Genomic DNA, 21080 nt, shown 5'->3' on the forward strand with positions numbered 1-21080 from the left:
GACAGACCCTAACCCCAGACAGGCGGACCCGATGTTCGAGCTTCTCTCAACCCTGCTTTTTGGTGCCGTGGCGGTGTTCTTTGCCATCCGGCTCTACTCCGTGCTGGGGCGCCGGGAAGGACATATGGAAGCCCCGGCTCCGCGGGATCTGGACGCGGCAAAACGGTCCGATGCAGCGGCCGCCAGCCATTTGCGTCCGGCGTTTGAGGGCCCTGCGGCGGCAGGTCTGGAAGCGATTGCCCAAGTGGATTCCAGTTTTGATCCGGAACTCTTCCTGGATGGCGCGCGCAAGGCCTATGAAATGATCGTGGAAGCCTTCGCCAAGGGCGATCGCGACACGCTCAAGGGCCTCCTGGCTCCGCGGGTTTATGAGCGTTATGAGACGGCGATCGCCCAACGCGAAGTGAAGGGCGAAAAAGTGCGCACGGAAATCGAGCGCATCCGCAAGGCCGATATTATCGAGGCGGGCCATGCCGATCACACCGCCACGATCAAGGTGCATTTCGATGCCGAGATCGCCACGGAAACCCAAGATGATGCCGGGGCTGTCATTGCGGGCGATTTTTCCCGTCTGGCCACGGTGCATGAGGATTGGGTTTTCGAGCGCCGCACCGATACAGCCAATCCGAACTGGGTCCTGGTTCGTGTTGCGACGGCCTGATTTCGCGCTTGCGGCCTGTGCCGCTCTTGTCCTGGCCGCCTGCCAGCCCCGTCCTGAGCCTGAGCCGGACCAACCGGAAGCGCCTGTCTATACACCGAGTGCGCTGGATTTCCTGCCAGCGGACTGGGCCGACCTGCCGGGTTGGGGCGAGGCAGACCTGACACCGGCCCTGGCCGCCTTCCGCCGCAGCTGCGCCCGCATCGCCAATCGCGCTGATGACGAGCCCTTGAGTGCGCGGGCGCCTTGGGCGGGTCGTATCGGGGATTGGCGTCCGGCCTGCGATACCGCTCTGTTTGTGGGCGAAGACCCGGCCGAGATCCGCACATTTTTCGAACATGTCTTTACACCCGCCCGGGCCCGATCCCTGGATCCGGAAACGGGAGAAACCGGCCTCACCGGCCGTCTGACCGGGTATTACGAACCCTTCGTGGAAGTCCGGGACATGCCGGGCGGTGAATTCACCCAGCCGCTGCGCCGCCGTCCCGATGACCTGGTGACCGTGGATCTGGGCTTGTTCGATCCGGACTTGTCCGGCCACCGCATTGTCGGCGAAGTCGAGAATGGACGGCTCGTCCTCTACAAGGACCGCGCCGAAATCGAGGCCGAGAATGCCGGCGAAATCTTTGCCTGGGGCCGTCCGATCGACGTCTTCTTCCTGCAGATCCAGGGATCCGGCCGCTTGGTCTTTCCCGATGGTCACCAGGAACGCGCCGCCTTTGCGGCGCATAATGGCCTGCCCTACCGCTCCATCGGCCGCGAGCTGATCCAGCGCGGCGAGCTGGAGGCCCATGCGGCTTCAAAGGCCGGTATCGAGGCCTGGCTGAACGAGAACGGACCGGAAGCGACCGCCGAGCTCTTCGCCGTGAATCCGCGCTATGTCTTTTTCCAGACACAGGAATTATCCGATCCGGATCTGGGTCCGAACGGGTCATCCGGTGTCGCGCTGACGCCGATGGCCTCAATTGCGGTGGACCCGGCCCATCATGCTCATGGTGTGCCGGTCTGGATGGAAGCGTCCGCCCTGCCGGAACTGGGCGACTGGGCCGGACTGGTGATTACCCAGGATGCGGGCGGTGCGATTACCGGTCCGCTTCGGGCCGACTTCTTCTGGGGCTGGGGTGAGACCGCAGAACGCCGGGCCGGCAGCACGCGCGGCGATGCCGGCTGGACCCTGCTTCTCCCGCACACGGTCGTGGCGCGCCTGTTCGCCGCACAGGACCCGGTCTGACCGGGCATGCCCCGCAAGCGGACCATACGACCGGAGGAGAAAGCCCTCTGGAAGAAGGTGGCCCGCTCGGTCACACCCTTGACGCCGGAGCGGATGGCGAGCCTGGAGCAGGATGAGCCAAAACCTCCGGCCTCGGTCAAACCGGATAAGCCGGTCAAGGATGACCGACCGATCCGGACCCGCATGCCCCGCCCCCACAAGCCGCAGGATGCGGCGGTCCACCATCCGCCGGTTCCGCATGACCGCAGTGCCGAGAAACGGGTTCGCAGGGGGCGGCTGGATATCGATGCCCGCATTGATCTGCACGGTCTGACCCAGGCCCAGGCCCTGTCCTCCCTGCGCCATTTCATTTCCATGGCCTATGCCAGTGGCTACCGGACTGTCCTGGTAATCACCGGCAAGGGTTACAAGGCACGTGAGCGCGAGAGTGAGCCCTGGGACTACCCGGACGAGCCCGGCGTTCTGCGGCGCAAGCTACCGGAATGGCTGGGACAAGCGGAATTCCGTCAGCAGGTGTCAGGATGCGCGCCAGCCCATATCCGGCATGGCGGTAGTGGCGCGTATTACGTGACGCTGCGGGTGCGGCCTAAAGAATGAATTTGGACAGATCGGCATTCTTGGCCAGTTCGCCGACATGCTCGGCGACATAGGCTTCGTCGATCGTCACACTCTCTCCGGACCGGTCGGACGCGGTGTAGGAAATCTCCTCTACCAGCTTCTCCATCACGGTCTGCAGGCGGCGGGCACCGATATTCTCTACCGTTGAATTCACGTCGGCAGCCAGTTTGGCCAGCGATTTTATCGCCCCTTCCGTGAAGTCCAGCGTCATGCCCTCGGTCTTCATCAGCGCCGTATACTGGGTGACCAGATTGGCTTCCGGCTCCGTCAGGATGCGGATGAAGTCGGCTTCGGTCAGTGCATTGAGCTCGACGCGGATCGGCAGGCGGCCCTGCAATTCCGGCAGCATGTCGGAGGGTTTGGCGACGTGGAAAGCACCGGAGGCGATGAAGAGGATATGATCCGTCTTCACGGCACCATGCTTGGTCGCCACGGTCGTGCCTTCGATCAGCGGCAGCAGGTCGCGCTGTACGCCTTCGCGTGAGACATCCCCGCCGCGGGCATCGGAGCGGGCGGCGATCTTGTCGATCTCGTCCAGGAAGACGATGCCGTCATTTTCCGCCAGCTTGATGGCATCGGCCGTGATCTGGCTGTCATCGAGCAGGGCGTCTGCCTCTTCCTCGATCAGCGGTTCATAGGCGTCCTTGACCTTCATCCGCACGGATTTGGTCTTCTTCGGAAAGCCTTTGCCGAAAATATCACCCAGATTGATGACCCCGGCGCCGCCGGACGGCATGCCCGGAATGTCCAGCATCTGCATGGGAGAGCCGGTTTCCGACAGCTGGATCTCGACATCCTTGTCGTCCAGCTCACCGGCCCGCAGGCGCTTGCGGAAACTGTCTTTCGTGCTTTCGCTGGCACCTGGGCCGACGAGGGCTTCCAGAACCCGGTTTTCCGCTGCCGTATGGGCCTTGGCCTTTACTTCCTCGCGCTTTTTCTCGCGCACCAGGGTGATGGCGACCTCCACGAGATCGCGGGCGATCTGGTCGACATCGCGGCCGACATAACCGACTTCGGTGAACTTCGTCGCTTCCACCTTGATGAAGGGCGCACCGGCCAGCTTGGCCAGGCGGCGGGAAATCTCGGTCTTGCCGACACCGGTCGGCCCGATCATCAGAATGTTCTTCGGCGTGACTTCCTCAGCCAGAGCATCGTCCAGCTGACGCCGGCGCCAGCGATTGCGCAGGGCAATGGCAACGGCCTTCTTGGCATCAGCCTGACCGACAATGTGGCGGTCGAGTTCGGAGACAATTTCGCGAGGGGTAAAATCGGTCATGGAGAAAAAGGATCACCTGATGTTTGTCTTGATGTAATCAGGGGATGGACGCGAAACCAGCCCTGAAAGGCATTAAAAGCATGGCCCGACCCCGTTTCCACCTGGCATTTCCGGTTGATGACCTGGCGGCGGCCCGCCGTTTCTATGGTGAGCTGATGGGCTGTCCGGAAGGCCGGTCCAGTGAGAGCTGGGTCGATTTCGACCTGTTCGGGCACCAGATCGTGGCGCATCTCGCACCGGAGGAATGCAGTGCGGTGAAGGCCGGAGCCGTGGATGGTAAACAGGTTCCGGTTCGCCATTTCGGCCTGCTTCTGGACTGGTCGGACTGGGAAGCCCTGGCCGAGACATTCGAACAGGCCGGTACCGAATTCATCATCGAACCCTATATCCGCTTCAAGGGTGAAGCGGGTGAACAGGGCACATTTTTCGTCCGCGATCCGGCCGGTAATGCTCTGGAATTCAAGACATTTCGTGACGAGGCCCAGATTTTCGCGCGCTGAGCCTTAACGCCGGATTCATTTTTTAGGAGCCCCATGCTACCGGACTGATGCTGTAACGTGTTCTGGTTTCTCTTTTCGGGAATGCGAACTTGGAACTTCAAACTCCAAAGCCCTTGGGCAAGAGGTCAGTGGAGCGGCTGGATCAATCGCAATATCTGCGATGGATCTACCGTCTGGCCTTTGTGCTCCTGTTCCTGACGGTCGGGTATTCCCTCGGCTGGGTCCTCATCGACCTGGCCGTCCGGCTGGGTCTGGCACCTTCTGTCCTGTGGGGCTGGGATGCGGGCAGCCTCTTCCGCTCCATCGGTTTCTGGCAAGAATTGGCTTTCTTCAGCTCGACCGGCTTGTGGATCCTCTGTCTCTGGCTCCTGACGCGCCGCAGTGCTCTCATCCTGCCGGTTTTCCTGGCCGGCTTTGTGCTCTACCGGATCGACAGTCTCCTGCTCACGCTGAACGAATTCTTCCTGGGCGTCGGCGGGGTGACTTTCAGCCCGATCATCGCCCTCCACCTTCTCCTGATCCTTGCCTTGATCCAGCTCAATGCTGAAGGCGTGTTCCGACGGGATCGCGGACGGATTCCCGGATTCTGAGCCGACGGGCTTCCGGTCAGTCAGATAGGGGCCGGGCCATCAGCACGGCGTGCATCTCATCAAAACGGGCTTGGGGCCGATCCGCCTCATCACAGCTTGCGCCGCGCGTGATCAGGCTGATGACAATCTCATCATTATAGGCATTGCCGGACAGGAAATGCTGTTCGATCCACATGGAACCGGCCGGGTTGAAGCCATTGTCCCGAAGCCAGGCGAGGTCATGCTCTCCCTCCACGACATCCGACGGAATGTCGTGACAGCGGAGGCCTTCTCCGCGAAAACCCGGCGTGGGCCAGGCGGTTTCGGGGAAACGGTCATAATTCGAAGCGCCGGACAGGTCAGCGACATGTTCGGCATGCACCATGATGGCCGCATCCGGGCGCAGGAAGGCGGACAGGGTGATCTCGAAGGGCACATCATTGAACCGGGCGGCGCGATCGACGGGCTCTGCCGCTCGCCAGCTCTCATCGGCCTCGAAACGCAGGCGCAGGGTGTGCTGGGCTTCGAACCCGTTCTCCACGCGCGTCAGATAGGGGAAATCCTGGGCCAGGGCGGGGCTGGCGGTCAGGATCAGGGCGGCAAGCGCGTAGCGGACAGGCATCATCATCTCCGGTCGGGGTTTGCGACCGGGATGCCTGTGAGGCGGGGTTCGGATGCAGGCCGGCTGCGGACCGGTCAGGCGTTGGCCGCTTTCATCTCCGCCGTGAGTGCCAGAAGGCGCTCATAGGCCTGGGGCGTCCAGGTGGCCTTGATGTCATAGAACTCCTCCACCGCATGATCCTCCGGCGGCAGGATGACCCAGGGCTGTTTGGTCGAGGTGTAGATATGGACGTCCGGCGGCAAAAGGTTCGGATTGTCCAGTGTACCCACGCGGATGAAGCTGATCCGCTCTTTCAGGCCCCCCATGAAATAATGGCTCCAGACGGCGATTTTGCAGTCCGGACAACGGGCAATGGTCTGGCCGCGACCGCTGGGCGAGGCCGTGTCGAGATTCTCCACGCGGCCCTGTGTGATGTCCACCTGGCTGGTTTCGAACAGCGCATTGAGGGCGAAGGCCGTGCCCGTCTGCCGCTGGCACCAGCGGCAATGGCAGCAATGGACGATCAGCGGCTTGCCCTGCAGGCGATAACGGACCTGGCCGCAGGTACAGCCTCCTTCGCATGAAGGGTCATGCTGGCTCATGGCGGTGCCCTTTCCTCGGTATTGTGGGACCGGGGAAGTTAGGCACAGCGTGTTCGATCAGGCAAACCGGCAGGAAAAGGACTAGTCGGCGCTGAGCGTTTCCACGGTCAGGTTCTCATTCGTATAGACACAGATCCGCGCCGCAATCTCCATGGATTTGCGGGCGATGACTTCCGGGTCTTCCTCATAGTCGAAAATGGCGCGGGCGGCGGACAGGGCGTAATTGCCACCCGAACCGACAGCAACCACGCCATCTTCCGGTTCCAGCACATCGCCAGCGCCGGTCAGCAGGAAGGTTTCCGTCTTGTCGCCGACAATCAGCATGGCTTCCAGCCGGCGCAGATAGCGGTCGGTGCGCCAATCCTTGGCCAGTTCGACACAGGCGCGGGCGAGCTGGCCGGGGTATTGTTCCAGCTTGGCTTCCAGGCGTTCAAACAGCGCGAAGGCGTCGGCCGTGGCCCCGGCGAAACCGGCAATCACGCCGCCACCGGCCAGGCGCCGGACCTTGCGGGCATTGCCCTTCATCACAGTCGGGCCGATCGAGACCTGTCCATCACCGGCCACGACGAGACGCCCGCCCTTGCGCACGGCGATGATCGTGGTGCCGCGCCATTGGCTGGCATCGGCATAGTCTGGGGTCATGGATTGCGTCATCTCGGGCCTTTTGCGCTGGGTCTACCCAAGCATGTGGCCGAGTGTAGGGGCAGGATCAAGTCTTCAGGCTGAAACCCGCGGAACCGAAAGCCTATTCGTTGACGGCCCGGTCATCGCGGCTCTCGGTCGCAAACGCGACGAAATCCGTCGACGGCATCGGCCGTCCGAACAGGAAGCCCTGGGCCAGAGTGGCCCCCTGGGCACGCAGCATCTGCATCTGTTCGGCCGTCTCCACGCCTTCAGCCACCGTTTCAAGCTTCAGCGATTTCGCCATGGCCAGGATGGTCTCGACCACGATGCGGGCGTGGTGATCCGTGGTCATGTCGCGCACGAAGGACTGGTCGATCTTGAACACGTCGAACGGCATGCGGGTCAGATAGGACAGGGAGGAGTGACCCGTACCGAAATCATCAATGGCGAAGTTCACACCGCGATCCCGCAGCGGCTGGACCTGTTCGATCACGCGCTCCGGATTTTCCATGGCGATGGATTCGGTCAGTTCCAGCTCAAGCAGGTGCGGCGGCAGATTGGCGGCTTCCAGGGCATCCAGAACAGAATCGGCAAACCCGTCGCGTTCGAACTGCATGGCCGAGACATTCACCGCGACCGGAATTTCCATGCCCTTGCGGCGCCAGGCGGCAGCCTCAAGACAGGCATGACGCAGGACCCAGTCGCCGATTTCACCAATCAGGCCGCATTCTTCGGCGGCTTCGATAAAGGCGCCGGGCGACAGAAGGCCGGCCGTCGGGTGCTGCCAGCGCACCAGCGCTTCGGCACCGGCACACGTGCCGTCCTTCATCAGAACCTTGGGCTGGTAGAAGACGACCAGCTGGTCATGCTGAACCGCGTCGCGCAGCTCGTTCTCCAGCACCAGGCGCTCGAAGGCGGACTGGTTCATGGTCGGTTCGAAGAATTGGGCTGCCGAACCGCCCGCACGCTTGGCATGGGCCATGGCGAGGTCGGCGTGACGCATCAGAGTTTCCGGGTCGGCCCCGTCCTGCGGGAAGACGGCGACACCGACGGACACACCCAGGAAGACCTGGTGGCCGGAGATCTCGAAGGGAAGACGGATGGCGTCGACCAGCTTATTGGCGACGCGCGCCGCATCGGCGCTGTCCTGGATGGCCGGCAGGAGAACGGTGAATTCATCACCGCCCAGACGGGCCACCATGGAAGCTTCTTCCAGTCCCATGGACATGTCGCAACCGCGGGTCACTTCGGACAGACGGCGGCCAACCATTTCCAGCAGGCGGTCGCCCTCGCCGATCCCCAGACTGTCATTGACGCGCTTGAAGCGGTCCAGGTCGAGGAAAAGCACAGCGCCGGAGGAGCCGTCTTCCAGGGCCTTGCGGGCCACACGCTCGGTTTCCTTGCGGAAGCGTTCGCGGTTGGGCAGTTCCGTCACCATGTCGACATAGGCGAGACGGTGGATGCGTTTCAGATTGCCGTCGAGGCGGGCAAACATGCGGTTGAACGCGTTCGCCAGCACTTCCAGCTCGTCACCGGTTTTCACATCGATGCGCATGTCCAGCGTCTTGGAAGAGGCCAGGCGGGCAGCATCGGTCAGTGTCTGGACCGGTTTCAGGGCGCGACCGACAATCAGGGCGGCCAGCGGCAGGAAAATGCCCAAGGCGAAGAGGGCAATCAGTGTCTGGCGGCGCAGGGCGCCATTGCGCATGGCGACCAGTTCGGACAGTTCGCGCTTGGCATAGACAATGCCCACCAGGCGGCGCTCTTCGGTATAGACCGGCGCGGCCATTTCCAGCACGCCATCCGACAGGGAATAGCGCAGATCGCCAGCGCCCAGCGCCATCACGGCGAGGTCGGCGGCGCGCAGCTGACCCTCGGGCCGGCCATCGGAATAGGCCTCACCCAGGACTTCACGGCGATTGTTGAGGACATACATCTCTTCGGCGCTGACACTGTTGATCAGCTCGTCGACATAGAGATCGATATAATTGGCATTGTTGACGGAAACGGCACCGGCCAGGCGGGTCGCTGTGGCCTGCAATGAGGCCAGTGAGCGATCAACCAGCAGGTTGCGCGTTTCACGCTGGGCCGAAACATTCTCCAGCGTCATCAGCATGAGTGTGGTCGCGAAGATCAGAGCACCGGTGAAAAGCGTGAACTTCATCACCAAGGAACGCATTACTCGCGACACCGCTTTGCGGATGGGTGCCATGTCTACCCCTGAGCACGCGTCCCCCCAAGGAGCGCGCTTTAACCACCAAAAATGCCGGATGAGACGTACTTCTCACCCGATCTCAGGGTGCACTCTGACAGCAAGCACTTGAATTGTGGTTAAAACGCCGGAGTAGTTTCATTAAGTTTTTAGCCAAATGCCCGGGAGGCCTTTAATCAAAGGCAATTCCGGACTGTTCAGCGAGCAGTTTCAGGCTCTTTTCCGGGCGAGCGCCATAGTGGGAGATGATTTCAGCGGCTGAAATCGCCCCCATCTGACCCGCTTCAGCCAGGCTTCTTCCCTGGGCAATGCCGAGCAGGAAGCCCGCCGCAAACAGGTCGCCCGCGCCTGTTGTATCAATGAGTTGCGTTACAGGAGCAGCCGGGACGGAGACGGTCTCATCACCCGCTGTGATGACCGCGCCCTTCTCCGAACGGGTCACGGCTGCGATGGCCACATCCTGGCGAATGGCGGCCAGGGCCGTATCGAAGTCATCGGTGTCATAGAGCGCCAGAAGCTCTGCCTCATTCGACAGGAGAATGTCGATATGGTTAGCGACAAGATGGCGGAAAGCAGGCTTGTGGCGTTCCACGCAGAACACGTCCGACAAAGTCAGGGCGGTTTTGCGGTTGGAGGCGGCGGCCATCTCGGCGGCGGCGACATAGGCGCGTTTCGCCTCTTCCCGGTCGAAAAGATAGCCTTCCAGATAGACGATCTGGGCGGCTTTCAGGTCTTCGGCACCGGCGGCCACATCCTCTTCGGTGACCAGGGCGGCGGCCCCCAGGAAGGTCGACATGGACCGGCTGGCATCCGGCGTCACATTGATCAGGCAGCGGCCGGAGGCCGGGCCATCCTTCAGAGACGGCGTGTCGAAATGCACACCGATGGCGCGAATGTCATGGGTGAAGATATCGCCCAGCTGGTCATCGGCGACCTTGCCGATATAGGCCGCACGGCCACCCAGGGAGGCAATACCGGCCACTGTATTGGCGGCCGATCCGCCGGAAGCCTCGGTTCCCGGCTGCATGGCGGCATAGAGCGTGCGGGCCCGGTCCTCATCGATCAGCGTCATGGCATCCTTGGCGATGCCTTCGGCGGCCAGGAATTCATCCGTGGCGGGCGAGAGAACATCGACAATGGCATTGCCGACGGCGAGCACGTCAAATCGGGCTTGGGACATGGAAAATCCATCTGATGGCGGGTCTGGTCAGTCCGGGCGATGGGTAAACGCAGCGCCGGGGAATAACAAGGCTTGCCGCCATGACGGGCTCTGGCTAAGCGCTGGGGCATGAAAAAAGTCGCCTTTCTCACCGCCGCCTGCATGTTTCGCGACCATCCGGACGCGCGCCTGGACTATTTTGAATACGAGCATGAGATCGGCGCGCTGCAGCCAGCCTGTCGCGCGGCGGGGATTGATCTCATCCCGGTGATCTGGGACGCAGCGGACTATGACCCGTCAGCCTATGACGCCGTCATGGTGGGCACGTGCTGGGACTATATGGAAAAGCCCGATGCTTTCATGGCGATGCTGGAGCGCACGGACCAGGCCACGCGCCTGCTCAATCCGCTTGGGACGATGCGTTGGAATATGCGCAAAATCTATCTCAAGGACCTGGCTGAGCGCGGCGCGCCCATGATCCCGACGATCTGGGCGGACAGGGCGGGTGCCGGCACGATCACGGCGGCATTCGAGGCATTGGGCGCTGACGACATTGTGGTGAAGCCGGTCCTGGGCGCGGGCGCCTGGCGCCAGGCCCGGATCCGCAAGGGCGAGGCCCTGCCGCAGGCGGACAAGCTGCCGCCCGCCGAATGCATGATCCAGCCCTTCCTGCCGGCCGTGTCTGAAGAGGGCGAGTTCGCTTTCCTCTTCTTCGGCGGCGAATTCTCTCACTGCGCCCGGAAAATCCCGGCCAAGGGCGATTACCGCGTCCAGTCGGAATATGGCGGGCATGAGGAAATCCATCACCCGTCCGAGCATGAGCTGGAATTGGCCCGCGCGGTCATCGATGTTCTGCCGGACGATCTTCTCTATGCCCGCGTCGACATGCTGCGCGGCCTGGATGGCGAGCTCGCCCTGATCGAGTGCGAGCTGATCGAACCCTATCTCTACCCGGAACAGGGTCCGAAGATCGGTGAGGTCTTCGCCCGCGCGCTGGGGCGCTTGCTGGGAACCTCGTGATGGCGGGGTTCTGGGAAAAACTATTGCTGTTCTTCGGCTTCAGTAAAATCATCAAGATCGAGGGTGTCTGGAATTTTGACGATCTCGATACCCAGCAAATTGGCGTCATGATTGATGCCTATCTGACGGGCGAAAACGACAGCTTTGACGACTTTGCCATGGGCGAGTTCATGCACGCCAAGCTGACGAAGCCGGACTTGCTGGAGATCCAGGCCGGATTGAATGAGAAGGCCTTCATCGAGCATCCGGACCACCCCTGGCTCAAATCCAATCATGAGTTCCTCGAGGCCCTGAGAGACCGCTTGCTGAACGAAGCCGTTCGGGACTGAAATCCGACCTGTCCCCCTTGGCGAATGGTCGGCCACCGGGCAGCCTGTCTGGAGGCAAAGGGGAAGAAAGATGGCCAGACCGGCACTCATCATCCGCTGCGTGATCGCGAGCCTGGCCGTTGCGCCGATCGCGCTCTTGCCCCTGATCGCCTGGCTTGTGGGCATTTATCAGATTGATCCGGGTGACCGGTGCAATTTCGGCCAGTGCTGGGGCAGGGGCAAATGGGATCCCTGGTTTTTCCTGATCTTCCTGTTCCCGCCAGCCTGGGCGGGGGCGATCATCCTGCATTTGCGGACGTCGCGTAACCTGTCCTGGCCCCAATATCTGTGGTCGTCCTTGATCAGCCTGTTCTGTCTGCAAATCTTCAATCTCGTCTGGACCGGCTTTCTGATGGTGTTTTCGCTCCAGCAGATTGTCGTGGTCGGCCTTTTCCATCCGCTGACCCTGCTCATGATCGGCGTGACCCTGCAGGGCTATGTCATCCTCTGGTTCGCCAATTATGAGGCGCTGCGCTTTCTGCCCCGTCCGCTAGGCGTGGCCGGGCGAGATGAGTGGGACAAGCCAGTGACGGCCTAAGCACCCTTCGGCGCCGGCGTCTTCTCCTTGAAGGCGCAGAGATCCTCGACCGGGCAGCGCCAGCATTCCGGCTTCCTCGCCTTGCAGACATAGCGGCCGTGCAGGATCAGCCAGTGATGGGCGCCCTGCTTGAATTCCTCGGGCACGATCTTTTCCAGGCGCAGTTCGACGGCCAGCGGGTCCTTGCCCGGGGCAAGCTTGGTGCGGTTGGAAACGCGGAAGATATGCGTGTCCACCGCGATCGTGGGCACGCCGAAAGCTTCATTCATCACCACATTGGCGGTCTTGCGCCCGACCCCCGGCAGGGCTTCCAGCGCGGCCTGGTCGGCCGGCACTTCGCCGCCATGGCGTTCAATCAGGATTTTGGACAGGGCGATGACATTCTTGGCCTTGTTGCGGAACAGGCCGATCGTCTTGATCCGGTCGCGCACATGATCCTCGCCCAGGGCGACCATTTTCTCCGGCGTATCGGCTTCCTGGAACAAGAGCTTCGTGGCCTTGTTCACACCGACATCAGTGGCCTGGGCTGACAGGGCGACCGCGACCAGGAGTGTGTAGGGATTGGTATAGTCCAGCTCTGTCCGCGGATCGGGCCGGTCCTGCGCCAGGCGCGCCATGAGATCATGGGCCTGTTCCCGGTTGAGACCGCGCGGCGCGCGCTTGGCGGGCTTCTTTTTGGGCTTGGCGGCGGGCATGGCGGGCTCCAATCAGACGGGGGCTGTGTCCAGAAACAGCCAGATCGCGATCAGGGCCAGTAATACAGCCAGAACCCGGCGGAACCAGAGCGTCCTTTGCGGTGTCTGCAGGAAGGCGGCGGCCCGGGCGGCCAGCAGAACGATCACGGCATGGATGGCCATGGCAATGGCGACGGCGATCAGGGTCAGACACACGGCCTGGGGCAGGGCCGGGCGTCCGGAGAGGATATAGTCCGGCAGGACGATCAGGAAGAAGAGCGCAGCCTTGGGGTTGAGCAGGTTGATCACCAGCCCGTCCATGAAATGCCGGCGCAGATTGCCGTTCAGGCGGGCCGGTGAACTCTCGCCGGCATGGCGCCAGCCCTCCCAGGCCAGATAGAGCAGGTAGAGGGTCCCGGCATTGCGCAGGAGTTCAAACAGCCAGGGTGTCCGCGCGACAATGGCGGCCAGGCCCAGGGCGGCCAGAAGACCGATGATGAGCTGGCCCAGAGTCACCCCCAGAACCGCAGAAAACCCGGCCGGCCGGCCCCGGTCGGCGCTCAAGACGGCCAGCCAGGCCATGTTGGGACCCGGCGTCAGCTCGATCACAAGGACTGTGAGGGCAAAAGTGGCAAATGTTGCAACGAGTTCGCTCATAGCTACGGATTAGGCAGAATTGGCACATCCGTCACGTGGCAATTTCCGCACTGCGGCGTATCTTGAGACGGATGAGAACGCTCGTGGAAACATGGCCGGCCGAGGCTGAAGCCGTTGAACGCTTTAACGGTCCGGTCTTCATGGAGGCCGAGCTGGCGCCGAACCGCTCGCTCGCCAATCCCGCTTTCATTGCGCTGATGGCGTCGATCAGCCTGATCTCCTTTACAGCCGGCCTTTTCTACATGGCGCTGGGGGCCTGGCCGGTCCTGCCCTTTTTCGGGCTGGACGTGTTTCTGGTCTGGCTGGCCTTCCGGATTTCCTACCGGGATGGACGGGCCCGGGAATATGTCCGGGTGGACGGGCGCGATATCGAAGTCGTTCGTCAATTGCCCACCGGCCACCGCCGCCGCTATCGCCTGCCGACGGCCTGGGTAACGCTGCGCCTGATCGATCCGAAAGCTCACCATGCCCAAGTGGCCCTGACAGCCCATGGAAGGGCGCTGGTTCTCGGCCAATTCCTCAGCCCGCCCGAGCGGGGGGCTTTTGCCAAGGCCCTGGAAAAAGCCATCCATGCTGCGCGCCAATCCCTGTCCTCAGCGGAGGCGCAAGAACCGGGTGGAGCGGACCCGGCAGAGGCCTAGACTGGCGGCATGACCCAGATGACCTACACGCTCGATGAGTCGAGCCGCGATTTTGACCGGATTGCCGATGCGCTCGAATTCCTCGGCGAGAATTGGCAATCCCATCCTGATCTGGATGCGGCGGCCCGCTCCGCAGGCCTGTCGCCGCACCATTTCCAGCGTGTCTTCACGCGCTGGGTCGGGATGAGCCCGAAGAAATATGTCGGTGCCCTCGCCCACCAGGCCGCCCGCGAAGCCCTTGATGACGGCGCGAACCTGCTTGATGCGGCTTTCGATGCCGGACTGTCCGGTCCCGGCCGCCTGCATGATCTCTTCATCGCCCATGAAGCGGTCACGCCGGGCGACGCCAAGCGCCGGGGCGCCGGGCTCAGTTTCAAATGGGGTGTGGCACCCAGCCCGTTCGGCGATGCGGTCTTCCTGATTGCCCCGCGCGGCCTCTCCGCCCTGGCTTTCGCCGATCCGGATATTGCTGCCGGCTTCGAAGATCTGCGGTGCCGCTATCCGGCGGCGGATTATGCGCGCGATGATGCGCTGGCCCGGCAATGGGCCGAGCGGATCTTCACGCCGCGGGACAGCGACCCCATCCCCCTCGCCCTTTACGGCACGCCCTGGCAGCGTCAGGTCTGGCGCGCCCTGCTCGACATCCCGATGGGACAGACGACCAGCTACAAGGCGATCGCCGAAACCGTTTGCACGCCCAAAGCCTCGCGGGCCGTCGGAGCGGCCGTGGGTGCCAATCCGATTTCCTGGCTGATCCCCTGCCACCGTGTGCTTGCCAGCAATGGCCGGCTGACCGGCTATCACTGGGGTGTCAAACGCAAGCGCGCCATGCTCGCCTATGAGGCTGCGGCAAGCTAGATTGGGCGGATGATGGATCATCCGCTCTTCATTGCCGCCGTGATCGGCCTCCTGGCTGCCGCGGCTTTCCTTGTCCGTTGGGCCGCCGCGCGCCGCCGTCTCATGGAAGACGCGCGGATCGAATATGCCGAGCGCTGCGAGACTAAGCCGAAGACCGTGAAAGGTGTGGATGAGGTGACCTTCGAGCGCCTCTATGTCGCCGCCTATGAGCCGCGCTGGGCGCTCTACATCGCCGGGGCGCTCGTCCTGGCGATTGTTATCACCCCGCCCGCCGCGCTGGGACTGGTGGCGCTCTGGCCCATCCTGGTGCTCGGTCTGGAAGCGGGCCCCTGGTATGATGAGGGGTATTACCCCTGGATGTTCTACATGTTCTTCGGATTCTGCGGCATCTGGGCCCTGTGCGGCTTTGTCATGGCGCGTCTCCACCATGCGCGACGGCCGGAAGGTTTCAATCCGGCCCTGGCGCGCGCCCGCGGTGAACCGCTCGATGATGTTGTCATTCCGCGAAAACGCCCCAAATGGGCGGTGAGAGCGCGGCCTGATCCCAAACCGGCCGCCAGCGACAGCGAATAGGGGAAGCTTCATGCGCTATCTTCACACCATGGTCCGCGTCACGGACCTGGAGGCCAGCCTGCGTTTTTATTGTGAAGGTCTGGGCCTGACCCAGGTCAGCCGCAAGGATATCGAGGCCGGGCGTTTCACCCTGGTTTTCCTGGCCACACCGGAAGATGTGGCCGCGTCGGGCTATGAAGGCGGCCCCCTGCCGGAGGGTCTTCCCTGTGTGGAGCTGACCCATAATTGGGATCCGGAGGAATACACGGGCGGCCGGAATTTCGGCCATCTCGCCTACCGGATGGATAATGTCTACGAGACCTGCCAGCGCCTGATGGATATGGGCTATACGATCAATCGCCCGCCGCGCGACGGCCATATGGCCTTCGTGCGCTCGCCGGACGGTATCTCGATCGAACTCCTCCAGCGCAATGGCGCCCTGCCGCCGCAGGAACCCTGGGCGTCGATGGAGAATATCGGCAGCTGGTAGCGGCTAGGCCGCGTTGCGCATGTCCTCGAAGCGCTTGCCGGGCTCGTCCTCATAGCTTTCCGCCAGCACGGTCAGCCGCTCGATGCGGTCCGTGCGGAAATGGCGGAAATCATTGCGCATCTCGCACCAGGCCGAGAGCAGCCAGACACGGCCGAAACAGGTCAGCGCCAGCGGACGGATCACCCGCTTGGTCATCTCATCCGACAGGGATTTATAGACCACGCGCAGCTTGCGCTTGTTCGCGATGGCATTGCGCACCGGGCCGAAAGCTTCCGGGCGCACGGTCTCGTCCAGGAAGGATGCGAACAGGGGGGTGGAGCGCAGGCGTTCGCGATGCGTGTCCGGCAGGGCGTGCTCGATCTTGGCCAGCGCTTCGGCCGCGGCGGCGGCCAGATCCTTGTCGCCCGTCGCTTTCACCAGACGCGCACCCAGGGCCAGCGCGTCGAGTTGTTCATAGGAAAAGGTCAGCGGTGGAAGGTCGAAGCCCGGACGCAGGACATAGCCGACCCCCGCCTCACCATCGATTGGCGCGCCGGATCCGATGAGGTGGGCGATATCGCGATAAATCGTGCGCTCGGAGACCTCGAACTTGTGTCCCAGTTCGTGAGCGGTGACCGCACCCGGCGCGGCTTCGCGCAAGGCCTGGACAATGCGGATGAGACGTTCGGCGCGGCGCACTGACACCCCCTGAAATCAATCGCTATGTCGGGAAGATGTCAGCATTTGTGGGGCGGGGCAAGTGGCGCCGTTTCACGTGGAACACAGTCGAGCGTCGCCTATCCTGACATCATGTTGTCAGTTGGCGGAGCGTATAAGGCGTGTTCGCGCCAGTTGGAGGCTTGAATGAGCGACAAAACCGTTTTTGAAATCGTGACTTATGAAGTGTCCGACCCGGTCGAGGCAGAGCGGGGCCGGGGCCAGGCCCGCCAGGCTCTCGCCCACTATCCCGGCTTTGTCAGCTGGACGATCTATGCCCAGCCGAAGGGTGGCCATGTCTTTGTCGACCAGGTGGAATGGGACACGCTGGCTCATGCGCTGGCCGCACAGGAACGCTTCATGACGGATGACGGGGTCGCCCTGTTTCGAGGCCAGATCACGCGTGTTCTCGCCATGACCCATGTTGTGCAGGGCGATTAGGCCGCGCCGCTAACGACATCCTGCATCGTATAGAGGCCGGGCGCCCGCAAGCCGCTCTCCGGTTTGAGCCAGGCAGCGGCGGTGACAGCGCCGCGCGCAAACACGCTGCGGTCAAAGGCGCGGTGGGAAATGCTGATCTCTTCCTCGCTGGAGAGGAAACGCACGGCATGCTCGCCGATAATCCCCCCGCCTCTTGTCACAGCGAAACCGATCTTGCCGGTCTCCCGGGCGCCCGTATGTCCGTGGCGGGCCCAGTCGACGTTCGCTTCAAGGTCCACGCCGCGCGTATTGGCCGCGGCCCGCCCGAGCATGAGCGCCGTTCCGGACGGGGCATCGGCCTTCATGCGGTGATGGCTTTCCTCGATCTCGATATCCCAGTCGGCGGCCGGCAGACTGGCGGCCATCGCGACCAGGCGCTCGGCCATGGCGACACCCAGGGAGAAGTTTCCGGCGTGCAGGACCGGGATGTGTTCACAGGCGCTTTCCAGGGTTTTCATCTGGTCGGAATCCAACCCTGTCACTCCACTGACAAAACCGATATTTCCCTGTTTTGCCAGATAATTGGCTGCCGACGCGGTGAGTTCCGGGAGGCTGGCATCGATCACGATATCGGCCCCGGCAAGTCCGGCTTCGAAGGAAACCGAGGCGAAGGTGCCGCAGGGTTCGCCCGTCAGCTCCACGCCGACATCCAGCCCGTCCAGGGCCGAGCCGGAGCGCACAACGGCGCCGCTCAGGCGCAGACCGGGTGTCTGCAGCACGGCCCGACCGATCGCACTGCCCAGCCGGCCCGTGATCCCGAGCAGTCCAATCTTGATCTCGCGGCTCATCAAACGCCTCCACTCACCAGCCGGTCGGCCAGGTTTTCGAACAAATAGGACCCGACAATCGGGATGACGGGCAAGAGGATGTAGAGGGAAAACCGCGTCGTCACGCTGGCCGAGACCGGCCATTCGCGCAGATTATTCACCCAGATTTCATAATCGGTCAGCCCGGCCAGGGCGGATGCGGCCTCCGCGTCTCCGGAAAGCGCCTTGTCCCGCATTTGCGCCATTTCACCATGAATCCGGTCCAGCTCAGCCTGTTTGGCGGCGCGGATCTTGGCATGGACAGGATAGAGCGCGCTGGCGAGCAGAAAGAGCCCCCCCAGAACCGAGGCCGTGACCACCGGAATCGTCATGCCCAGCTGGTCGGTCGCAAACAACTCGTCCGGGGCGTTCGGATTGATCAGGAAGAGCAGGATGATGGCGGCCATGATCATCCAGGTGCGTGCGCTGCGCAGGCCGATCCGGCCAAACACTTCCAGCTGGTCCAGATGGAAGAGGTCGACCTCCAGATGCTCGCGGATGATGGCTTTCAGGACGCCGCTCTCGCGCGCCACATCGGCGCCGGCCCGGAAACCGATCCCGTAAAGGAAGGGTGAGACGAGCAGGAACCAGAGCCCCACCGAGCCGAGATAGCCTGAAATCGTGAACCCATTGCCCAGGATCATGAAGACATTGAAGCCCAGACCGGCGGCGGCCCCGGCCAGAAACAGGATGACATAGCGTCCGCGCCAGCTGACCGGAATGCCCAGCGGAAGTTTGCGCGCCTCCTCGGCCCCCGCCCCGCCCAGGGCCGCGGCCAGGTCATCGGCTTCCAGGGCCCACAGCCGCATTCCGTTTTCCGTGAAAGCGGTGCCCGCGGTGAAGATCAGCGACAGGACGATCGCGATCCAGGCCACCCGGGTCAGCAGGACCTGCCCGTCCGGCCCGGTCTCGAACAGGCTCGGCCCGCTCGATAGCTCGGCGATCAGGATATAGGCGCCATAAAGCACCGCGAAAATGAGGAGTGTCGTCAGCCGGAAGCCAAAGGGCGACAGACGATAGGCATGCACCTCCGCCGGCTGGAAAAAGCCGGGTTCTGTCGCGGTTTTCGGCGTGTTTTCAGTCGGCGAAGCATCCATGGGGATAGTGGTAAGCCCATCCCCTGCCTGTGTCATCCGCGGTCTGGGCGGATCGACCCCGCCGGATCAGTTCGCGTTGGGGCGGCCGTCATCCGTGGTGACGTCATCCCAGAACTGTTTGACCTTGTTGAAGAAGCCGGCGCTGTCGGGATTGCAGCCCTCGCCGGAGAGGTCGCAGAATTCCTTCAGCAGCTCTTTCTGGCGGTCGCACAGATTGCGCGGGGTTTCCACAAAGAGCTCGACCACCATGTCGCCGCGCGGTCCGCCGCGCAGACGGGGCATGCCCTTGCCGCGCAGACGCATGCGGCGGCCGGTCTGGGCGCCTTCGGGGATTTTCATCTCGGCCTTGCCGCCTTCGATCGTCGGCACCTGCATGGAACAGCCCAGCGCGGCCTGCACCATGGAGGCCGGGGCCCGGCAATAGAGATTGGGGCCGTCGCGCTCGAAAATCTCGTGCGGTTTGACGGAAATGAAGATGTAGAGATCGCCGCGCGGCCCGCCACGGGCCCCGGCTTCGCCCTCACCGGCCAGGCGGATACGGGTTCCGTCTTCGACACCGGCCGGCACGGTGACATTCAGGGTGCGGTTCTTGCGCACGCGGCCGACGCCGTCACAGTCCTGGCAGGGGGTTTTGACATACTGGCCCCGGCCGCCGCATTGCGGACAGGTCTGTTCCATCGTGAAAAAGCCCTGGGAGCGGCGGATCCGGCCGGCACCATGGCAGGTGCCGCAGGTTTCCAGCTCGGTGCCCGGCTCATTGCCCTGACCATCGCAGCGCTCGCAATGCATGGCCGTCGGCACGGTGATCGTCGCTTCCTTGCCGTTGAAGGCATCTTCCAGCGCGATTTCCATGTCATAGCGCAGATCGGCACCGCGGGCCGGTCCGGAGCGGGCACGGCCACCGCCGCGGCGTCCGCCGCCCATATTGAAGGCTTCGCCGAAGACCTGTTCGAAAATATCGGCAAATTCGGCTGCGCCAGCCCCGCCGCCGAACGGGCCCTGACCGCCGCCCATTCCGCCCTGTTCGAAGGCAGCATGACCCATCCGGTCATAGGCAGCGCGCTTGTCAGCGTCCGACAGCACGGCATAGGCCTCGCCGACTTCCTTGAACTTGGCTTCGGCTTCTTCATCACCCGGATTGCGGTCCGGATGGTATTGCATGGCGAGCTTGCGGTAGGCGCTTTTCAGCGCCTTTTCGTCGACACCGCGTTCGACACCCAGGACTTCGTAGAAATCACGCTTGCTCATCACACTTCACCGTCTTGCAGAACCAGAACCGCGTTCTGCCGCATTTGTTTGGCCACGCTGTAACCGTGCTTCAGGCACAGTCCGGCGGCACTGTCCTCGATCGCGGCATCGTGCCGCGTCTCGATCAAAATCATGCCCGGCCACAGGTTTCGCGGAGAGTCCGCGAAGAACGCGTTAAGCACGGGCGTCTCATAGCCTTCGATGTCGATTTTCATCACATCGACCCGGTCGATACCGTTCTCTGTCAGTACCTGTCCCAGCGGGCGCAGGGGAACGGTCACGCCGTCTCCACCTTCCTCGACATGGACCTCACCGCGATTGCGGCCGCTGACAGAGAGATGGACTTCACCCACTTCCGCGCCAAGGGCGACAGGTGCAACTGTCACATCATCCGCCGTCGAGGCTGTCAGATTGAATTCCAGCCGCCGCCGATTTTCCGGATCCGGCTCGACCGCGATCACCTTCACCGGCTTGCCCAGATTGCGGGCATCGGCCAGCACGGACAGGGTATAAAGCCCGGCATTGGCGCCGGCATCGACAAACACGAAGGGCCTGTCGCCGGAATGAGCGGCCATGCGCTGGCGGATTTCGGCCCGCTCCGCATCATCCCAGGTCCGCGAGCCTGCAAACACGCGTTTCTCGCAACGATTATCGCGCAGATGGAGGCGGGCAAACTGTCCGGGGAAGACCTCGATATCGGCGATCTCGCGTCCGCCCGACATGAGCGCACGCCGCACCACGGTCTCCGCCGCGCGGCGCAGCCCGTTCAGCGGCAGGGACATCGGAAGGCGCCGCATCCGCTCCGAAAAAGCGGGAAGGGCGAAAGCTCCAAACGGAGCAGAGATCGGATCGGGACGGTCCATTTGGACACCTCAAGGCCGGACAAGGGGCGGCTGCGCTGCAAC

General features: G+C 62.9%; 26 protein-coding genes. 13 read left to right on the top strand and 13 right to left on the bottom strand.

Annotation, left to right across the window (positions count from 1 at the left end; genetic code table 11):
• Window positions 1-31: 31 nt before the first annotated feature.
• The 3 genes from I0K07_RS02600 to I0K07_RS02610 are packed head-to-tail and all read left to right on the top strand — an operon-like array spanning window position 32 to window position 2486.
• Window positions 32-661, top strand: a complete 630-nt coding sequence (locus tag I0K07_RS02600) for a Tim44/TimA family putative adaptor protein (RefSeq protein WP_203291105.1) — start codon at window positions 32-34, stop codon at window positions 659-661.
• Complete coding sequence (gene mltA, locus I0K07_RS02605; RefSeq protein WP_338041011.1) at window positions 645-1889, top strand: murein transglycosylase A; 1245 nt, start codon at window positions 645-647, stop codon at window positions 1887-1889. The genes I0K07_RS02600 and mltA overlap by 17 nt, the downstream gene beginning before the upstream one ends.
• 6 nt (window positions 1890-1895) lie before the next feature.
• Window positions 1896-2486, top strand: coding sequence for a Smr/MutS family protein (locus I0K07_RS02610; protein WP_203291107.1), 591 nt, complete (start codon window positions 1896-1898; stop codon window positions 2484-2486).
• Here I0K07_RS02610 and hslU read toward each other — a convergent pair.
• The gene (gene hslU / locus I0K07_RS02615) at window positions 2476-3783 is read right to left on the bottom strand and encodes an ATP-dependent protease ATPase subunit HslU (RefSeq protein ID WP_203291108.1); all 1308 of its coding nucleotides are present in this window, start codon (window positions 3781-3783) and stop codon (window positions 2476-2478) included. The genes I0K07_RS02610 and hslU overlap by 11 nt on opposite strands.
• An 80-nt stretch (window positions 3784-3863) precedes the next feature.
• Between hslU and I0K07_RS02620 the strand changes: the two genes are divergently transcribed.
• A complete protein-coding gene (locus tag I0K07_RS02620) occupies window positions 3864-4283 on the top strand; it encodes a VOC family protein (protein ID WP_203291109.1) in 420 nt (139 codons plus the stop codon).
• A 128-nt stretch (window positions 4284-4411) separates the two neighbouring features.
• The gene (locus I0K07_RS02625) at window positions 4412-4873 is read left to right on the top strand and encodes a hypothetical protein (protein WP_203291110.1); all 462 of its coding nucleotides are present in this window, start codon (window positions 4412-4414) and stop codon (window positions 4871-4873) included.
• 16 nt (window positions 4874-4889) lie between these two features.
• Here I0K07_RS02625 and I0K07_RS02630 read toward each other — a convergent pair whose 3' ends face one another.
• The 5 genes from I0K07_RS02630 to I0K07_RS02650 form a co-directional block, all read right to left on the bottom strand.
• Window positions 4890-5474 carry a hypothetical protein gene (locus I0K07_RS02630; RefSeq protein ID WP_203291111.1) on the bottom strand — a complete coding sequence of 195 codons (585 nt, stop codon included), beginning with the start codon at window positions 5472-5474 and terminating at the stop codon, window positions 4890-4892.
• Between the two features lie 74 nt (window positions 5475-5548).
• Window positions 5549-6055 carry a GFA family protein gene (locus I0K07_RS02635; RefSeq protein ID WP_203291112.1) on the bottom strand — a complete coding sequence of 169 codons (507 nt, stop codon included), beginning with the start codon at window positions 6053-6055 and terminating at the stop codon, window positions 5549-5551.
• An 81-nt stretch (window positions 6056-6136) separates the two neighbouring features.
• Complete coding sequence (hslV, locus tag I0K07_RS02640) at window positions 6137-6697, bottom strand: ATP-dependent protease subunit HslV (RefSeq protein ID WP_238934385.1); 561 nt, start codon at window positions 6695-6697, stop codon at window positions 6137-6139.
• A 103-nt stretch (window positions 6698-6800) separates the two neighbouring features.
• The gene (locus I0K07_RS02645) at window positions 6801-8858 is read right to left on the bottom strand and encodes a putative bifunctional diguanylate cyclase/phosphodiesterase (RefSeq protein WP_238934386.1); all 2058 of its coding nucleotides are present in this window, start codon (window positions 8856-8858) and stop codon (window positions 6801-6803) included.
• 205 nt (window positions 8859-9063) lie between these two features.
• Window positions 9064-10071, bottom strand: coding sequence for an adenosine kinase (locus I0K07_RS02650; RefSeq protein ID WP_203291115.1), 1008 nt, complete (start codon window positions 10069-10071; stop codon window positions 9064-9066).
• 108 nt (window positions 10072-10179) lie between these two features.
• Here I0K07_RS02650 and I0K07_RS02655 point away from each other — a divergent pair, with 108 nt between their 5' ends.
• The 3 genes from I0K07_RS02655 (at window position 10180) to I0K07_RS02665 (ending at window position 11976) form a co-directional block, all read left to right on the top strand.
• Complete coding sequence (locus tag I0K07_RS02655) at window positions 10180-11070, top strand: ATP-grasp domain-containing protein (RefSeq protein WP_203291116.1); 891 nt, start codon at window positions 10180-10182, stop codon at window positions 11068-11070.
• Entirely contained in the window at window positions 11070-11399 is a 330-nt protein-coding gene (locus tag I0K07_RS02660) for a hypothetical protein (RefSeq protein WP_203291117.1), read from the top strand. The genes I0K07_RS02655 and I0K07_RS02660 overlap by 1 nt, the downstream gene beginning before the upstream one ends.
• Window positions 11400-11469: 70 nt before the next feature.
• Complete coding sequence (locus I0K07_RS02665) at window positions 11470-11976, top strand: hypothetical protein (RefSeq protein ID WP_203291118.1); 507 nt, start codon at window positions 11470-11472, stop codon at window positions 11974-11976.
• On the opposite strand, the gene nth is transcribed toward I0K07_RS02665, so the two are convergent.
• Complete coding sequence (nth, locus tag I0K07_RS02670; protein ID WP_203291119.1) at window positions 11973-12671, bottom strand: endonuclease III; 699 nt, start codon at window positions 12669-12671, stop codon at window positions 11973-11975. The genes I0K07_RS02665 and nth overlap by 4 nt on opposite strands.
• Window positions 12672-12683: 12 nt before the next feature.
• On the bottom strand, window positions 12684-13307 hold the full coding sequence (locus I0K07_RS02675; protein WP_203291120.1) for a LysE family translocator: 624 nt from the start codon (window positions 13305-13307) through the stop codon (window positions 12684-12686).
• Between the two features lie 83 nt (window positions 13308-13390).
• Between I0K07_RS02675 and I0K07_RS02680 the strand changes: the two genes are divergently transcribed.
• Genes I0K07_RS02680 through I0K07_RS02695 form a run of 4 tightly spaced genes read left to right on the top strand, consistent with a single transcriptional unit; the run spans window position 13391 to window position 15848 of the window.
• A complete protein-coding gene (locus I0K07_RS02680) occupies window positions 13391-13948 on the top strand; it encodes a DUF2244 domain-containing protein (protein WP_203291121.1) in 558 nt (185 codons plus the stop codon).
• Window positions 13949-13957: 9 nt separating this feature from the next.
• A complete protein-coding gene (locus I0K07_RS02685; RefSeq protein ID WP_203291122.1) occupies window positions 13958-14806 on the top strand; it encodes a methylated-DNA--[protein]-cysteine S-methyltransferase in 849 nt (282 codons plus the stop codon).
• A gap of 9 nt (window positions 14807-14815) precedes the next feature.
• Window positions 14816-15379, top strand: coding sequence for a hypothetical protein (locus I0K07_RS02690; protein WP_203291123.1), 564 nt, complete (start codon window positions 14816-14818; stop codon window positions 15377-15379).
• 10 nt (window positions 15380-15389) lie between these two features.
• Window positions 15390-15848 (top strand): VOC family protein, encoded by a 459-nt coding sequence (locus tag I0K07_RS02695; protein ID WP_203291124.1) that lies wholly within the window; start codon window positions 15390-15392, stop codon window positions 15846-15848.
• A gap of 3 nt (window positions 15849-15851) precedes the next feature.
• Here I0K07_RS02695 and I0K07_RS02700 read toward each other — a convergent pair whose 3' ends face one another.
• Window positions 15852-16526: a WYL domain-containing protein gene (locus tag I0K07_RS02700; protein WP_203291125.1), complete on the bottom strand. Its 675-nt coding sequence runs from the start codon at window positions 16524-16526 to the stop codon at window positions 15852-15854.
• A 165-nt stretch (window positions 16527-16691) separates the two neighbouring features.
• On the opposite strand from I0K07_RS02700, the gene I0K07_RS02705 reads away from it, so the two are divergent.
• Window positions 16692-16985, top strand: a complete 294-nt coding sequence (locus tag I0K07_RS02705) for a hypothetical protein (RefSeq protein WP_203291126.1) — start codon at window positions 16692-16694, stop codon at window positions 16983-16985.
• On the opposite strand, the gene dapB is transcribed toward I0K07_RS02705, so the two are convergent.
• From dapB to I0K07_RS02725, 4 genes are all read right to left on the bottom strand, one after another.
• On the bottom strand, window positions 16982-17812 hold the full coding sequence (gene dapB / locus I0K07_RS02710; RefSeq protein ID WP_203291127.1) for a 4-hydroxy-tetrahydrodipicolinate reductase: 831 nt from the start codon (window positions 17810-17812) through the stop codon (window positions 16982-16984). The genes I0K07_RS02705 and dapB overlap by 4 nt on opposite strands.
• Window positions 17812-18927, bottom strand: coding sequence for a hypothetical protein (locus I0K07_RS02715; protein ID WP_203291128.1), 1116 nt, complete (start codon window positions 18925-18927; stop codon window positions 17812-17814). The genes dapB and I0K07_RS02715 overlap by 1 nt, the downstream gene beginning before the upstream one ends.
• 66 nt (window positions 18928-18993) lie before the next feature.
• The gene (gene dnaJ, locus I0K07_RS02720; RefSeq protein ID WP_203291129.1) at window positions 18994-20175 is read right to left on the bottom strand and encodes a molecular chaperone DnaJ; all 1182 of its coding nucleotides are present in this window, start codon (window positions 20173-20175) and stop codon (window positions 18994-18996) included.
• Window positions 20175-20972, bottom strand: a complete 798-nt coding sequence (locus tag I0K07_RS02725; protein WP_203291130.1) for an FkbM family methyltransferase — start codon at window positions 20970-20972, stop codon at window positions 20175-20177. The genes dnaJ and I0K07_RS02725 overlap by 1 nt, the downstream gene beginning before the upstream one ends.
• Window positions 20973-21080: the final 108 nt, after the last annotated feature.

Source organism: Maricaulis parjimensis, from assembly GCF_016817355.1.
GTDB classification, from domain to species: domain Bacteria; phylum Pseudomonadota; class Alphaproteobacteria; order Caulobacterales; family Maricaulaceae; genus Maricaulis; species Maricaulis parjimensis.

What these genes read in the sequence shown, in the direction of transcription:
- I0K07_RS02635 (WP_203291112.1), bottom strand. Translation starts at nt 6,055, where the DNA reads ATGAGCCAGCATGACCCTTCATGCGAAGGAGGCTGTACCTGCGGCCAG.
- nth (WP_203291119.1), bottom strand. Translation starts at nt 12,671, where the DNA reads ATGCCCGCCGCCAAGCCCAAAAAGAAGCCCGCCAAGCGCGCGCCGCGC.
- dapB (WP_203291127.1), bottom strand. Translation starts at nt 17,812, where the DNA reads ATGAGCCGCGAGATCAAGATTGGACTGCTCGGGATCACGGGCCGGCTG.
- I0K07_RS02715 (WP_203291128.1), bottom strand. Translation starts at nt 18,927, where the DNA reads ATGGATGCTTCGCCGACTGAAAACACGCCGAAAACCGCGACAGAACCC.
- I0K07_RS02645 (WP_238934386.1), bottom strand. Translation starts at nt 8,858, where the DNA reads ATGCGTTCCTTGGTGATGAAGTTCACGCTTTTCACCGGTGCTCTGATC.
- I0K07_RS02620 (WP_203291109.1), top strand. Translation starts at nt 3,864, where the DNA reads ATGGCCCGACCCCGTTTCCACCTGGCATTTCCGGTTGATGACCTGGCG.
- I0K07_RS02705 (WP_203291126.1), top strand. Translation starts at nt 16,692, where the DNA reads ATGAGCGACAAAACCGTTTTTGAAATCGTGACTTATGAAGTGTCCGAC.
- hslU (WP_203291108.1), bottom strand. Translation starts at nt 3,783, where the DNA reads ATGACCGATTTTACCCCTCGCGAAATTGTCTCCGAACTCGACCGCCAC.
- I0K07_RS02660 (WP_203291117.1), top strand. Translation starts at nt 11,070, where the DNA reads ATGGCGGGGTTCTGGGAAAAACTATTGCTGTTCTTCGGCTTCAGTAAA.
- I0K07_RS02685 (WP_203291122.1), top strand. Translation starts at nt 13,958, where the DNA reads ATGACCCAGATGACCTACACGCTCGATGAGTCGAGCCGCGATTTTGAC.
- dnaJ (WP_203291129.1), bottom strand. Translation starts at nt 20,175, where the DNA reads ATGAGCAAGCGTGATTTCTACGAAGTCCTGGGTGTCGAACGCGGTGTC.
- I0K07_RS02650 (WP_203291115.1), bottom strand. Translation starts at nt 10,071, where the DNA reads ATGTCCCAAGCCCGATTTGACGTGCTCGCCGTCGGCAATGCCATTGTC.
- I0K07_RS02690 (WP_203291123.1), top strand. Translation starts at nt 14,816, where the DNA reads ATGATGGATCATCCGCTCTTCATTGCCGCCGTGATCGGCCTCCTGGCT.
- hslV (WP_238934385.1), bottom strand. Translation starts at nt 6,697, where the DNA reads ATGACCCCAGACTATGCCGATGCCAGCCAATGGCGCGGCACCACGATC.
- I0K07_RS02630 (WP_203291111.1), bottom strand. Translation starts at nt 5,474, where the DNA reads ATGCCTGTCCGCTACGCGCTTGCCGCCCTGATCCTGACCGCCAGCCCC.
- I0K07_RS02600 (WP_203291105.1), top strand. Translation starts at nt 32, where the DNA reads ATGTTCGAGCTTCTCTCAACCCTGCTTTTTGGTGCCGTGGCGGTGTTC.
- I0K07_RS02695 (WP_203291124.1), top strand. Translation starts at nt 15,390, where the DNA reads ATGCGCTATCTTCACACCATGGTCCGCGTCACGGACCTGGAGGCCAGC.
- I0K07_RS02725 (WP_203291130.1), bottom strand. Translation starts at nt 20,972, where the DNA reads ATGCGGCGCCTTCCGATGTCCCTGCCGCTGAACGGGCTGCGCCGCGCG.
- I0K07_RS02665 (WP_203291118.1), top strand. Translation starts at nt 11,470, where the DNA reads ATGGCCAGACCGGCACTCATCATCCGCTGCGTGATCGCGAGCCTGGCC.
- I0K07_RS02655 (WP_203291116.1), top strand. Translation starts at nt 10,180, where the DNA reads ATGAAAAAAGTCGCCTTTCTCACCGCCGCCTGCATGTTTCGCGACCAT.
- I0K07_RS02610 (WP_203291107.1), top strand. Translation starts at nt 1,896, where the DNA reads ATGCCCCGCAAGCGGACCATACGACCGGAGGAGAAAGCCCTCTGGAAG.
- I0K07_RS02675 (WP_203291120.1), bottom strand. Translation starts at nt 13,307, where the DNA reads ATGAGCGAACTCGTTGCAACATTTGCCACTTTTGCCCTCACAGTCCTT.